This window comes from Chloroflexota bacterium (assembly GCA_035652535.1).
Taxonomy (GTDB): Bacteria; Chloroflexota; UBA6077; order UBA6077; family SHYK01; genus DASRDP01.
Map to the genome: position 1 here is coordinate 1 of DASRDP010000082.1, position 14,036 is coordinate 14,036.

10 protein-coding genes and 1 CRISPR repeat array are annotated in these 14,036 nt (G+C 64.4%); all 10 genes read right to left on the minus strand.

Annotated features, from left to right (window positions below; genetic code table 11):
- The first annotated feature begins 1 nt into the window (after window position 1).
- A CRISPR array of direct repeats spans window positions 2–1,615; the repeat unit is 37 nt; unit sequence CTTTCAGTATCCCTTTAACGGATCGAATGTGTGCAAC.
- A 215-nt stretch (window positions 1,616–1,830) separates the two neighbouring features.
- The 10 genes from cas4a to VFC51_08790 all read right to left on the minus strand — a co-directional run bounded on the left by cas4a (window position 1,831) and on the right by VFC51_08790 (window position 14,005).
- The gene (gene cas4a / locus VFC51_08745; GenBank protein HZT07103.1) at window positions 1,831–2,787 is read right to left on the minus strand and encodes a type I-A CRISPR-associated protein Cas4/Csa1; all 957 of its coding nucleotides are present in this window, start codon (window positions 2,785–2,787) and stop codon (window positions 1,831–1,833) included.
- A 30-nt stretch (window positions 2,788–2,817) separates the two neighbouring features.
- Window positions 2,818–3,420, minus strand: coding sequence for a CRISPR-associated protein Cas4 (gene cas4, locus VFC51_08750; protein ID HZT07104.1), 603 nt, complete (start codon window positions 3,418–3,420; stop codon window positions 2,818–2,820).
- The gene (cas2, locus tag VFC51_08755) at window positions 3,417–3,665 is read right to left on the minus strand and encodes a CRISPR-associated endonuclease Cas2 (protein HZT07105.1); all 249 of its coding nucleotides are present in this window, start codon (window positions 3,663–3,665) and stop codon (window positions 3,417–3,419) included. Before cas2 ends, cas4 begins: the two co-directional genes overlap by 4 nt.
- Before the next feature lie 148 nt (window positions 3,666–3,813).
- The gene (locus VFC51_08760) at window positions 3,814–4,626 is read right to left on the minus strand and encodes a hypothetical protein (GenBank protein ID HZT07106.1); all 813 of its coding nucleotides are present in this window, start codon (window positions 4,624–4,626) and stop codon (window positions 3,814–3,816) included.
- On the minus strand, window positions 4,619–5,587 hold the full coding sequence (locus VFC51_08765) for a DevR family CRISPR-associated autoregulator (protein ID HZT07107.1): 969 nt from the start codon (window positions 5,585–5,587) through the stop codon (window positions 4,619–4,621). Before VFC51_08765 ends, VFC51_08760 begins: the two co-directional genes overlap by 8 nt.
- Before the next feature lies 1 nt (window position 5,588).
- Window positions 5,589–7,214, minus strand: a complete 1,626-nt coding sequence (locus tag VFC51_08770; GenBank protein HZT07108.1) for a hypothetical protein — start codon at window positions 7,212–7,214, stop codon at window positions 5,589–5,591.
- A gap of 160 nt (window positions 7,215–7,374) precedes the next feature.
- The gene (gene cas3 / locus VFC51_08775) at window positions 7,375–9,801 is read right to left on the minus strand and encodes a CRISPR-associated helicase Cas3' (GenBank protein HZT07109.1); all 2,427 of its coding nucleotides are present in this window, start codon (window positions 9,799–9,801) and stop codon (window positions 7,375–7,377) included.
- Between the two features lie 264 nt (window positions 9,802–10,065).
- On the minus strand, window positions 10,066–11,157 hold the full coding sequence (gene cas1, locus VFC51_08780; GenBank protein HZT07110.1) for a CRISPR-associated endonuclease Cas1: 1,092 nt from the start codon (window positions 11,155–11,157) through the stop codon (window positions 10,066–10,068).
- Window positions 11,154–12,125, minus strand: a complete 972-nt coding sequence (cas6, locus tag VFC51_08785; GenBank protein ID HZT07111.1) for a CRISPR system precrRNA processing endoribonuclease RAMP protein Cas6 — start codon at window positions 12,123–12,125, stop codon at window positions 11,154–11,156. Before cas6 ends, cas1 begins: the two co-directional genes overlap by 4 nt.
- Window positions 12,125–14,005 (minus strand): ATP-binding protein, encoded by a 1,881-nt coding sequence (locus VFC51_08790; protein HZT07112.1) that lies wholly within the window; start codon window positions 14,003–14,005, stop codon window positions 12,125–12,127. The genes cas6 and VFC51_08790 overlap by 1 nt, the downstream gene beginning before the upstream one ends.
- Between the last annotated feature and the right edge of the window lie 31 nt (window positions 14,006–14,036).

Genomic DNA, 14,036 nt, shown 5'->3' on the forward strand with positions numbered 1-14,036 from the left:
CCTTTCAGTATCCCTTTAACGGATCGAATGTGTGCAACGTCTATCTGGTATCAGATCGATACCACATCCAAAGGCTTTCAGTATCCCTTTAACGGATCGAATGTGTGCAACGCATCAGCAGGTGGCGACCACCATTGAGCAGGTTGGGCTTTCAGTATCCCTTTAACGGATCGAATGTGTGCAACGCCGCGCGACGCCGAACGGCAGTGCGGCGCTGGGAGAGCTTTCAGTATCCCTTTAACGGATCGAATGTGTGCAACGTTGGGGGCAACGCCGGCGAATTGTTCTACCAAGATTACCTTTCAGTATCCCTTTAACGGATCGAATGTGTGCAACGCTCCCTGCCGAGTACGCTAGCTAACCATGAGCCGCCCTTTCAGTATCCCTTTAACGGATCGAATGTGTGCAACGCGCGACGATTTCTCGCCGCGGCAGCCGGGCACCCATTGGCTTTCAGTATCCCTTTAACGGATCGAATGTGTGCAACGCTCAAGAGCACAAGCATCCAGCTCTCTGCCTTCCAGCCTTTCAGTATCCCTTTAACGGATCGAATGTGTGCAACTCGACCGGGTGACGGTGACGGTGCGGCTGGACCATCTTTCAGTATCCCTTTAACGGATCGAATGTGTGCAACGCCCGACGTGGCGACGAAACTGTCGCGCGCAGCCAAGCTTTCAGTATCCCTTTAACGGATCGAATGTGTGCAACCTGGAGTGGGAAGTGGTGATGGGGGGATGGGCGAGTGGGCTTTCAGTATCCCTTTAACGGATCGAATGTGTGCAACTGAGCGGCGATAGTGCCGGAGGATATGTCGTTGAGCAACCTTTCAGTATCCCTTTAACGGATCGAATGTGTGCAACCCACGCTGCCTACCCGACCGCTCACGTCAGTTAATCGCCTTTCAGTATCCCTTTAACGGATCGAATGTGTGCAACCCCTGGAGACCAGCGCGGCCCCGTATGCGATGAGCAGACCTTTCAGTATCCCTTTAACGGATCGAATGTGTGCAACCGTCCATCTTGGCGGCCAGGTCTCGCCGCCGCTCAACATAGCTTTCAGTATCCCTTTAACGGATCGAATGTGTGCAACGCAAATGAGCCAGAAGCCAGCGGAGCTGATCCGATCGGCTTTCAGTATCCCTTTAACGGATCGAATGTGTGCAACTTCCAGAGTGGGCATCGGGCACCACCGGCCCATCCCGCCTTTCAGTATCCCTTTAACGGATCGAATGTGTGCAACGAGATGGAGCTGTTCACCGGGACGGAACGACCGGGGGAACCTTTCAGTATCCCTTTAACGGATCGAATGTGTGCAACTCTGTGGGTGCTGGAGCGACGCTGGAGGTCAGTTTGCCTTTCAGTATCCCTTTAACGGATCGAATGTGTGCAACCCGGTGGAGCAAGGGATGGTGTTGATCCAGCTCCTCGCTTTCAGTATCCCTTTAACGGATCGAATGTGTGCAACGGAGGTTGATCCGGATGGGACGATGGATCCGGCTGAGCCTTTCAGTATCCCTTTAACGGATCGAATGTGTGCAACACCCATCCCGTCCTGGCGCATCCAGCGCAAACGGCACCTCTTTCAGTATCCCTTTAACGGATCGAATGTGTGCAACCCACCGGGTCCAGCCGCCCGGCGACGCTTCCAGTAGCCTCCGCCTACCCAAATCGAGCGCTCCGGGCCCCACAGCACGAGGCGATGCCCCCGCCAATCATGCCGAAAGAGCGTCGTCGTCGCAAGTCCCCAGCCTGCAGGCTGACCGCGGGGCTTTGCGGGCTGATCGTACGCGCCATTACGCCTGAGCACGGCTGGTCCATTCGTCGGGGTGGCCTATTCGCTGCCGATGGCGCGGCGAGTTGCGGCGATAGGCCGCTCAAGGCGCGCCGGCACCGCTGTAAGGGCCGGGCGGCAGGTCAAAAGGTATGGACACACGGTCGGGCACTCTGACGGCATGCCGGGATCGGCGCCCAGCTCAAGCATTCGCATGCGGTCATCGCGTTCCTCAACGAAGGTTTGCCGCAGCTCGTCGCCAATAACGTGAAAGTCGCGGCGAAGCTCGACGTGGCGCTCGTTGACCACAAGGTACACGACGCAGCCCAGATCCATCGGTCGCTCGAACACGCTTTCCGCAACCAGCGCCACACCCGTTGTCACGAGCCGATGCCGCTCGTTCGGCGGGCCAACCCGGACCGAAAATACGGTGCCGTCGCGAAATGAGATGGCATCCGCGACCACGCGGTCCGAGAGGCCCAGAAAACCCCCATTCAACGGCAGATCGACGTGAATCGGCACGGCGAGGGCCGCGAGCGCATCCCCGCCGATTTGCCCAAGCGTCAGCACTGCATCCGCAACGCGCTCCAGGATTCGGCGCGCCTCGAATGCCCGAATCCGCCACAGGCACGCGCGGATTTGATCGTCCTCATGTGACCGTCCCCAGGTATGGTTGGTCTCGGCAAACGCGCGCTGCGCGAGCCGTTCGAGCTGGTCCAACGAATCGGGCCCGTAGCGCCCGATCAGCGCCTTCGCCTCGATCACGACCCTCGCCAGCGCCGCCTTCAGCATGTCCCCGTCTGCTTCCGCAGCCGGAACACGGCGTGGCTCGCCAAACTCCTCGCTTAGGTACAGATCGCGGCCGGTTGGGCATGTCCCGCTGGCCACGTCCTCAGCCTCCAGCGGTCTCGCATAGATCGCCCGCAGCGGCGGGCGTGCCCAGCTCCAGCCGCGCAGCTCATTGGCGACCGGATGCTCGCGCGCCTCAGCCAGCAGCCCTCGGTGGACATATCTCAACTCTTCACCGGACGGGAAATACACCATCACTCACCACCGGTCGTTGCAGTAGGGCAGAAACTCGCACACGCGGCACCTGCCCAGAACACGCGTGCCATCTGGCATCCGCTCCATCCCAACCGCTGCGCGGATCGCATGCAGGGCTCGCCGCGCATAGGCGCGCATGGCTGGCGTGATCTCTTGCGGCAGAGCCTGCTTGAGCGGGATGAAGTACACGAACGCGCGTCTGACCGGCTTGCCGAAGTGGCCCTCGGCGAGCATGGCGTACGCCGCAAGTTGGCAGCGGTGGTTGACCCCAATGCCCGCCTGCGAGTTCTTGAACTCCACCGGAATCGCCTCTCGCTGCCGCAGGATGACCATATCCACGCGTCCGGAGAGCGCAACCTGGGGCGCGTGCATCTGGACATCGAAGTAGCGCACCCCATCCTCTATGCCGTAGGCGCGCAGTGTGCGCCGCTGCTCCAGGTCCGACGTGCGCTGGTGCTCGATGATGCCCTCCTGCATCGCGCCAGTGATGAAACGGTGTGGCAGCCTGAGGCCCAGGCGGAAGTACGGGATGCGGGGACAATACACCTGCTGGCGGAGGTCGCTCACCGTCAGTGGCAACAGCTCGCCCGCGGAAGGGAGCGTCACGGGGTCTGAACCTCGCGACGCCCTTTGAAATCGGCATCGCAGATGGGGAAGATGGCTACGTGCCCAGCCGACCGGCCCAGCCGTCGCTTCGCCTTCTGTAACAGCTCAGCCTGGTGCGCAACGTTGAGGTTCCCCAAATAGGCGGAGTACTGAATTCGACTCAGGCCGTAGTCAAGGCAGAGATCGGCGATCTTCGTGCGGATCCGGTCCTCCACAATGTCATAGACAACCAGGCAACGTCCCACAGCGCGCTTTCCTCCCCAGATAGATCTTCCGCCTCGGTGGAGGAAAGTTCGACACGGCGGGAAGTGTGGCGCTATCGCCGGTCAGCCCAGGTCCGGTACGCCAGATGGCGCCAGGCGGTGCGAGCCACCATGCCACCCGGGTGATCCGCTACTCTCGGGCGTACTCGGTAAAGCCCGGGCCCGAGTTCACGATGCCGAGCGGGACGATTGTCTGGACGTAGCGCCGATGCCGATCCCTTCGAGCCTGTTTTGCCGAGTAGGTGCTCAGCACATCGAGCGATGCGTCAGGCCCAAAGTCATCGAGCATCGCCACGTGCCAGCGCTCGGGCAGCACAAAGCCACGCTCAGCGTCTGGTTGGGTGAACTCCCCACCGAGTTCCCGCCGACGTTCGACGCCGACGAACTGCACGAACGAGCCTCGCTGACCGATATACGATACGTGCGCCAGCAGCTCGGCCAACACCGACAGGAGCCGGTCGTCGCACGTGGCCAGGTCGAACGCCCAGACCCACTCACCTCCAAGGTACGCAACTTCTCGATAGGCAATGCTGGACCCGTATGGGTGAAGTGGGTTTCGTGTTTTGGGCTCCTGCCGGATTTTGACGAACGTGTGGGTCACGACGGCCCGCGAAGGCGGAGCCACCCGAACATCGACCGGGACCAGCCAGCGAAGCACGTCGGCGCATCGCTCGTCCGGCATGCCCATTCGGAAAGCCGCATCCACGAGCGCCATCTTGATCGCATACATGGTGGGCACGAGCAATGTCTTCCCCACGGAGCTGGTCGCCTGGCTCAACTTCAGCGCGAATGGGGTGGTGGGAGCGTAGCGACTCGCGAGCCATCGGCCAGGTCCCTGCACCCCGGCAACGGCCGCCGCGCTCTCGTTCAGGGCCGTCACGCGCATCACGCCCGACCCACCATCGGCCGGAGGATCCTGGGTCGTTCTCTGCTCGTCACGCATGGTTCGGAACGTCCGGCAACTCCATGCTTTCGGCTACGTCCGCCAGCACGCCCACCCCATCAGCGAGTGAGTCGAACGGTCGAATCTCAATCGTGCCGGGTCGCAACCGATTTGATGCGGCCGCGGCAGCTCGGATCTGGTCCCGATAGCTGCTGACCAGCGGGCTGACGGTGGGTGCCGGCAGCGAATTCGAAGAAAGGGAGACCACACCTTCACAGCCCATGATGTGGGGCGCCTGCGTGTTCCGCTGCGCTCCACTTGGCTTCATGAGTATGGCGGCCAGGGCCCGGATCAGCATCCGCGCGCGGGCGGTCCGGTCACTGTCAGCAAGTACGAGATCGCGTGTGATGTCGTTCAAGCCTATACGCCAGAGGTCAAGACTGCAGATCAGCGCATACTCGCCCGAAGAGGCCGGGCGGTGAAAGATCGCCTGCTGTCCCGCTACGGTGTCTCCGCCGGCAGCCTGACCTCGCCCCTCGGGCGCGTACTTCACATGAAAATACTGCTCGGTGACCGTGCTATCGGGCAGGCCAACGACCCATCCGATCTCTGCGACGGACTTCCGACCGACCGCGCGGCCCCGCGTGACGAGCGCGCCGGCCAGATCGGTCACGCTGCAGTCCTGGAGCATCTTGGTCATCACCGCGGAGTCCGAGTTCTTCTTGTCCTCACAAAATTTCACGAATTCAAGATTGTTCGCGTTTATGCGGTCGGGATCATGGATCGCCGCGCCCGGCGACAGCGGCTGCCCAGCCTCTCGGAGAAGCGGGGTCAGCTCATCCACCAGCATGTGCTTGAACATGTCGCCGCTTATCGCATTTACAACCTGTCGCTGGCCATTTTCATCCAAGATATGGACCATGCGTGTCTGCTGCTGGTTCCCTTCCGTGCCTTCGTTGTTCAGATTGTGGAGATTCAGCGTCACCCGGGCGCTGAGCGCAAGGGACGAGACGACCACCATTTCATTCCTCCCCGTCTTCAACATCATCCGGTGAGCTGGGCCCAGCGAGGTCGCCGGCATCGTCCTGAACATCGCCAGGCGCATCCTCCGCAGGTCCTTCGGAGTCCCTCGGCTCACGACAGGAGCCATACGCGGCCAACAGGGCCCCCACGAGCGGTGCCCCCCGCTGCTCGATGAGCCCAACCAGCTCCTGAAATTCGTCGGTCGTGACGTTTCCCGGAGCAAGCTTCTTCATTTCGCGTCGGCGAGCGTTCTCCGAGTTGTAGCTCACAACGAAATCCGCAAGCGCTTCGATCAGGGATTCAGGTTTCGGGAGCGCGCGCTTCCGTCGAATCTCGGGGAGCAGATCGTACCGGATCTCGCGGTAGTCCCTGGCCCCGATCGCCTTGAGGGCCTGAGCGCTCACCGTGGACCGCCGGATCGCCCGTGCGACTGCTTGAAAACCGGGGGCATCGAGGATGTCGACATATTCCGCCATTAGACCTCCAATTACTCGATGGGCATGTTGCGTCGAAAAGGATGGCAGGCGCCGGCGCCGATCACGATCCCGAGCGGGGACGAGGAAGGAGCCGTACGCCCCCATGAAATCGATGAAAGCGTCCGCTGCTCTGCCACCTCGTTGCTCGAGAAATCGACGGTAGCGAATCAGCAGTCCCACCTCGTCCGAGCGCTCGTCGCGCAGCGAGCCGATGATTCGCTGTTGCTCGTCCAGGATTCCCAGCCAGTCCGCCGCGTCTTGTTGACTGTGGATTTCAAACCAGTCGGGCACCGCAAGCAGCGAGAGGTCGGACACTGCCCGAGCCTGCCCAAGCGATTGATAGTTGGTAATCGCCAACCCCGAGATGATGCGCGCGGGGGTCTTGCCGAGCAGGTTGATGCCGAGCATCGATATGGCGGACGACGGCTGGTCGCCGAACTGGGAGCGCTCGATCAGAATTCGGGCCATGTGGAGGACTGCAAGGGCGTCCACCTTCGGCGCGTTGCCGTAGATCGGGGCGGCGCGCAGCTCCGCGGACACGTGGCGCAATCCCGCAAGGGAGATATCCGCAGGCACCGGGCAAAGCACGCGGATGTGCTCGCCCTTACTCCCCGTGAAGAACGGGCACGCGCAAGCAAAGTACCCGCGATACCTCAGCCACTCCACCAGCGAGTCAGTCCATTGCTCCTTGGTTCGATCGTTCCTGTCCGTTCCCCTGGGCTTGAGCGCCCCGTAGCCTTTGGCAGCATTCGGATTAAACAGCTGCACGGACGAGACGTCCCAACCCAGGCCGGACGGTTTGCCAGCTTGGAAATTGGCAAGCGCTTCAACGAGCTGGAGCCGCAGATCTTCAGGTTTGCTCGACACGATGAGGCCGTGAACGTGGTTCGTGTTGTTGAAACCCTGGAGGGCGTTCAGAACCTGAAGTAGACGCCAATCCGGCCGAGGCTGGTTGAGCTGAAGGAGCTGCGCCACGTCTGGATCGCTCTCGCTTGCCTTTTTCTCGCGGATCGCTTTCCGCGTCTGGTTGTACACGTCGACACGTTGTCGTTCCGCAGGATAGGACACCACATCGTGAACCTGAACAGGCGTCCCGTCGGTTTTCACTTGCAGGTACGGGTAGCCCGGGGCTGGGACAAGGTCTTCCACGAGATCGGCGGGCTGAGCTAATTCGACGCGAAATCGCGGCCCCTCCTCAACTAGGCGGACTGATGAAGCCCCGACAGCCGAAGCGAGCAAGTCAGCGAGACCGGCCGCCGTTAGCACGTCGGCATGAGTCCCGGTTGACTTCGCTGCCGTGAAGATCAGCTCAAGAGACACCTTCGCCCCCCTCTGCGGTCGCACGTTGGTCAGCTAGCCGCAGGGTTCGACTCAGGTACGCGACGAGCGGCCAGCTGTCTTCAAGCTCATCCGGATTGATCGCGATTTCAAGGAGACTACGGACCACTGCGCCCCGGTCCGGGCGCTGATAGAGCTGCTCAATGACTGCCGCATTGAGGCGGGCAATCCCTGCTCCGGCGAGATCGCGCTGCCACCGTTCCCAGAGTTGATCAACCCCCATGTCTACCCCGTCCGGCAGCCAACCGCCGTGGTGCGCAAGGATGCTGGCCAGCGAAGCGGAGACGAGCAGCCCCTGTCGCTCGTCCGCCACCGCCAAATGCTCACCGAGAAGACCGCACGCAACAAGTGCGCTCGCGGGCGCGTGCGGTGGACGCGGAGGTCGAAAGCGGCGGTTGGCCTCCCGGTCTGCGGGGTTCTCCGGGTCAAAGTCCGTGTGTGCGAGCCCGTCCACATGGACATAGTCGACCTCCTTGGTCCGTTGCCATGCCTCTGCCCAGCGCTGCCAGGACCGTTGGAGCTTCCCCAAATCGTGAAACAGGCCGACTGTCCGGGCGGCCGAGCGGACCTCCGGAACATTGAGCCCGTAGCGCGCGCCGAGCCCTGCCCCCAGGAAACCAGCAAGTCCGTCCACCTCCATCGCGCGACGCTCGGCTTCGCGCGCGACCGCCTGCGCATGAGCTGCCCACGTCTCGCGATGTAGCGGCTTGTACCCAGGTCTTTTCGGCAGGCTGCGCGGTGGGCTCGTTGTCTCACCGGCCGGTCCAACTTCCAGCCCGACGTCGCTCGTGTACCGTGCCACCTCTGGAGACAGACAGACCATCAACGCCCGTCTGAGCTGCGCCTCGTCACGCAAGGGCTCCCAACGGTCGGCACGGCCCTCGTCCGGCGCGCCAAAGGCCCACACCCATGCCCGGGGCAGGAACCCCGTTCCGCTTTCGGGCTGTGCCAGCGCGCGGAGCTGCCACCGGGATATCGTCACTGACTCTCGCGTGCCGGGCGGATCGGGGAGCTCTCGCTCCCGAGCGACGACGACGGGAACCTCGTCGACGCTCTCCTCGCGGATGAGGTCTGCTATACGGATCGGCTGGCGAAGCACGGACTTCGTGTAAATGCGGCGGAGGATCTCGTCGAGGCGCGGGCGCCAGCCGCCGCCAAGGGCGTGCGAGTCGGCTTCGCCGTGTACCCGCTCGATCCAGCCCGCCACCGTCGCGGGAGTAACCTGCGCCCCCGCGTGCGTGTGCTCGCGGAGCACGTCCGCTGTCGCGGCGAGGGCCGGGTCCGGTTTGTCCAGCTCACCATAGGGCAGCCACCACCGCTCGACTGTCGCGGGCTGGTACACGTGCACGGTCCCCACCTCGTTCGCATAGCGAGCGCAGCGGCCCGCCCGCTGGATCAGTGCGTTCATGGGGCACAATTCCGTGTGGAGGTCGTCACACGAGATGTCCACGCCGGCCTCGATGACCTGAGTGGCGACCAGCACCGCGCGACCCGTGCAGCCCTTCCCGAAGAGTCTTGGAAGTTGCGCCACCTTGTCCGCGCGGTCGGGTTTGAAGAATCGAGAGTGGACCAGAAGCATCGGTACATCGTCGGGCAGCAGCCGGCGCAGATCCCGATACATCGCCTGGGCACGCGGCACCGTATTGCAGATGACAATCGTCCGCCCCTCGCTGGCCTTCAGGACCGCGCCTGCCGAGAGTGGCTCGTTCAGCGACTGGAGGGAGCGGAAAACGCCGGCTACGGTGGGCAGGTCCACAATCTCCCCAGCTGAAGGGCTCGCGTCGACGGCGCCGGTAGCGCTTCGAAGGACCTCAACGAGGGGGCTGGTCGCTGTCGCAGTCATCCAGACGCATTGCGACAGGTCACGGAAGAGATGGAGCCCCGCCGCGCCCGTGAGGAACGCTCGGACCGGCTCCATGAGGTGGAACTCGTCGAAAACAACGAGCGCCCCGGCGATCGCGGCGGAGTTGATGTTGTGAAGGCTGCTCGACAACCCATAGGGCCCCGAGAGCAGACCACTCAACACTTGGTCATACGTAGTCACAATAATGCGCCCGAGGGCAAAGAACGGGTCGTCAGGCTGCTCGCCCGTCTGGAGCTTCACGAACCCGTCCGGATCGTGGCCGAGTCTCGCTGCGAGCGTGCGGGCCTCGCCATGAATCCCCTGCGCGAGGGTGCGAAGCGGTACAGCGTAGATGAGCCGCATCGGGCGGTCCACCCACCCATCGAAGAAGAATGGCGCGAGGACGGTGAGCGTCTTGCCGGCGCCGGTGGGAGCGGCGACGACGAGGTTCTTTCGCTGCGCCAGCATCTCCGCCGCCCGCACCTGATACGCGTACGGGCGGCACCCAGTATGACGTGCAAAGAACTCGCGGTACGCGCTGGTGTCGAGAGTCACCGATACCTCCAGTCGAGCCACTATCCGCCACCGCGTTGAGCGCTACGTTCCATTCAAGGCCGCCACGCGCCCATCCAAGTCGAAGCCGCGCGCCCTTGGCGTACGGTGCATGCGCAGGGGGCGATCTCAGAACCGCGACGGAGATCGGTCTGATCGAGGCCGCCCGCCCGATCGTCCAGGCAATGAACCAGACCGGTGGCTCCCTCGGCCGAAACGCAATGCAGGCGACCCTGCGAGCTGCGGGCGAGGATTAGCCGCGGCACGTCACCATCTCCCCAGCCACGGCTGATACGTCGCCTCGCCTCGAACATACGTCGCTACCCGGCGCGCCTGGGATTGAATGATGGTGCGAAGCCGGCGCCGCCGCCCCTCGTGGAACTCCTCGCCCTCCAGGCGCTCATTGATTCGCTCGGCCAACGTCCGGCGCGTCCCATCATCGAGCCGGCCGCTGGCATCTTGCGCCAGCCCTACCCGCTGGTTCAGCAGCGCGAACACGCACCGGTCGACCGCAAACGCGCGAAACTCTTCCACCAGATCGAGCACGAGGCTCGGCTTCCCCGGACGATCCTCGTGGAGGAACCCGGCGTACGGGTCCAACCCGGCCAACAGCACCGCCCGCTCCACCTGCGCGTACAGGATGCCGTAGCCGTAGTTGAGGCATTGATTCACAAGGTCGGTGGCGCCTCGGGTCTCTCGGCTCGTCCATTCGACGCCGTCATCGAGCCGCACCAGGCGGCGCGCGGCCTCCCAGTAGTGCCGGGCGCCTTGCGCCTCGATATTCATCACCGGGCCGCGCACCGCGTCGGCGGTTTCTCCGGCCACCGCGCCCGCCCGATTGGCCAGGTGCTCCAGGCGGAAGGCGGCGTCGCGCGCCATCTCATGGCTTTCCAGGTCCACCCGCGCTCGATACTTCGCCATGTATTTGAGCAAGGCGGCCTGGTTCAGCAGCTTTCCCCGGGCAAAGGCCCGCACCAGCCCGGCGCCCCGCCCGTCGTCGAATGCGAGGAGCTGCTGCCGGCGCGTCTGCACCGTCCCCGTCAGCTCCGGAGCCACGAGCTTTGCATAGGGCGCGCCGCTGCGGGAGATGAACGAGATCGGAATGCCACGTTCCGCGCATGCACGGATGGCGTCCGCGCTCACGCTCACGCCTCCGCCCAGGACCAGCACGTGCTCCAGGCCCAAGAGCGGCCGCTCGCCGATGGCCGTGCCCTTCACGCTCACGGTCAGCCGTTCGCTGTGCTTACCCAGAAAGGCGCCGGCCGTTTCGATGAGGAGACAATCGTCCGGCGCCTCGGCCGCCTCAGCAATCGAACGGACGCGCGCTCTAGCCCCTCGCCGGGTTACGGACTCGGTCACCCCTCCAGCTCCACGCGGTAGCGCCCGTTACCCATCGCCGCGTCCTTCCCGACGTGCGTCAACGTGCCCCACACGAGCCACGGCAGGAATGGTGTCAGCTCCCCGCGGATGGTCACGTCGCCGCCGAGGCCGCCCATCGGAAGCGCGCGCTGATGGCGAGCCGAACCGCGGAAGACCTCCACCCAGGCGAGCCGCCGCTCGACAATCTGCACAGCTGCGGCCATCGACAGCAGCTGTGGCACGTCAGCCGGCGGCGGGCACCCGCCGTAGCGCCCAGCCAGCGCCGTGACCCGCTCGAGCAGGCGCGCAAAGAACGTCCGGAATGTAAAGGTCTCCGGCTTTACCAGCTTGCCGGCCTCCACGAGGCGGGTGGGCGAATCCAGCGCCAAACGGAGTGAGCTGGCGCCCCCACTGGCTGCCAGCGTTGCCGCGGCCCCCAGCACGTCGGCCTCACTGATGGGGAGATTGGGCGGGCGCACCGTCGCATCACCGCTTCGCTGGTACACGGACTCTGAGCGTCCCTGCACCGGATTGATGGCCCAAACCTCGTCGAGGCGAAAGCTGCCCTGCCGCGTCTCGCCCATTCCTGCTCGGCCCATCTCCTCCACGCCCAGCAGCGCATACGGAAAGTGGCTGAGCGCACGGCCGAATGTGGCCATCTCGAACTCGAACGTCTGGCCTGATGCATAGCTCGTGGGCCCGCGCAGCGGCGGGCGCAGCACGTATGGTCGGGGCACGTCTCGACCGCGACGGTCGGCCTCATCCACGGGCGCGAGCAGGAAGCAGACCGGACAGTCGGCCACGACGTCGGGCCGCCCGCACCCGGCGCCACGCCCCGCCATGCAGAACTGGCGCCGAAGCGTTCCGAAGAGGGCGCCGCGAATCGCCGCGCCCGCTGCGAATGGCAACCGAAGCGGCGACACGACCTCCCCGCGATAGCGGAGCAGATGGATACGAAACGCGTCCATCAGTCCACCAGCCGCAGCCTGGCGGGCGCCGGATCGATGGCCACGAGCAGCGGGCGCGCCAGGTGCGGAAAGGCGACGATCGCCTGTCCCGGCGCGAGGCCCGGCAGACGGCGCCACAGCGATTCGTCGATGCCGCTCACCGTCCGCTGGAGCGTGCTGACCACGGCGGGGTCCGCGATCTTATGCAGCACGTAACTGTTGACGAGGCCAAAGAGCTGCCGCGGCAAGTGTTGCGGGAGCTGGGTGACGAAGACCAGGCCGAGCCAGCGCTTGCGTCCTCGGCGCGAGATCCGCGCCACCTGCTCGAACAGGACGGGCATCTTGTCCGCGCGCTCGCCGCTCAAGAATTCGTGCGCCTCCTCGATGACGATGAGTGCCCGCGCGGGCTGCTCCGCCGCCTCACCCGAGCGCTGCGCCCGCTCATATGCCTCGTAGGCTGCGTCTTGCGCTTCCTGGATGCCGCGCAGAAGGTCCGCAATCACGATGTTGTTCAGCACGGGCGATCCCGAGTCCGAGAGGTCTACGATCGTGACTCGGCCCGGCCGCAACAGCTCGGCGTAGCTCAGCGGTCGCGCATCTCGGTCTGGGCGGTCGAACACCCGCAGCCGATTGAGAGACGCGAGCCGCCCGAGAAGCGCCCGCCACGAGATGGGACTGGCCGAGAGCTGCGCCGCCCCGATGCGTCGCACCAGCGCGTCCTTGTGCTCAGAAAGGGCTGGGTGACGCGGTGACAACTTTGCAGGATCTTCCTTTTCGACTTTAGCCAGCGCTGCGGCGACCACGTCCATCAGGAAGTGCAGCTCCATCCGCGGGTATCCCCGCTCGAACTCGTCGATCTCAAGGGCGAGCTGCTCCTGCTCGGCGTTGCCCTGCTTCGGGAAGATGTTCAGCTCCCGCAGGAGCGCCTGGGCGACCTCGTAGGCCTGCATAAAGCGCTCGTGCTGCGCCTCGCTGAGCTGCATCATCTCCGCAAGCGCGTAGGGCGACGGGCGCGCGAACTGCAATGAGAAGGCTGCGCTGGCCGGGTGCGCGGGATTTGCCGTCTCGCGACCCACCAGATGCAGTAAGCGAATGTTCGGGACACCCTCGGGCGCGATGCCCCGGCGGTCGAGCGCCGCTCGCATCGCCGGGTCCTCGGTCGGCTCGTGGAGGAAGGTGTACTCGCCCTCAACGTCCAGCAGAATGACAGCGCAGCCCGCGGCTTGCGCCTGATGGATCAGGCCGGCCACGGTTGTGGACTTTCCACCGCCCGTCGTGCCCAGGATCGCCAGGTGACGCGGGAGCACGTCTTTGCGCCACGATGGCACGGCAACGGCGAGGTCTTCCTGACCGATGACCTGGCCGAGGCGAATGTCGCCCTCGATGCGCAAGGCCGCGGCCATTTCGTGCTGATCGAGGAGAAAGACCGGACTGTTGGGCAGCGGGCGGAATCTCGGCGGCACCAGTCCACCCTCCCGCTCCTCACCCATGATTTCCACCTGCACCCGTCCGTGATACGGTGGGACGAAGATGCCGCCCCGCGTGACGACCGTTACCAGCACACTGGAGTCGGCGCGAAGTCCGTCCGGCTCGGCAAAGGGCCCGGCGACGACCGTGCCGACATAGCTGCGCGCGTCGTCACTGCGAATGCGGACCAGAGCCTGGGAGGGCGCGCGGCTGATCCGATCGGCGTTCAGCAGCACCGTCACGAGGTTATCCTGGCTGTTGGGCGCGTCGAACATGGTGAATCCGAGCGCGCCGGCGCGAGATGGGTCTGACGGGCCACCGGCCGCAGCCTCAGCTGTCGCCCGAAGCCGTTGGAGCGCGTCCGCCGGCACCTCACGAATCGCGGCGACGTCGATCGGCAGAGCGTCCTGACCATTCCATGACGGATCGTGCATCACCATTCCCCCACACCCTCGGCTGGATCTG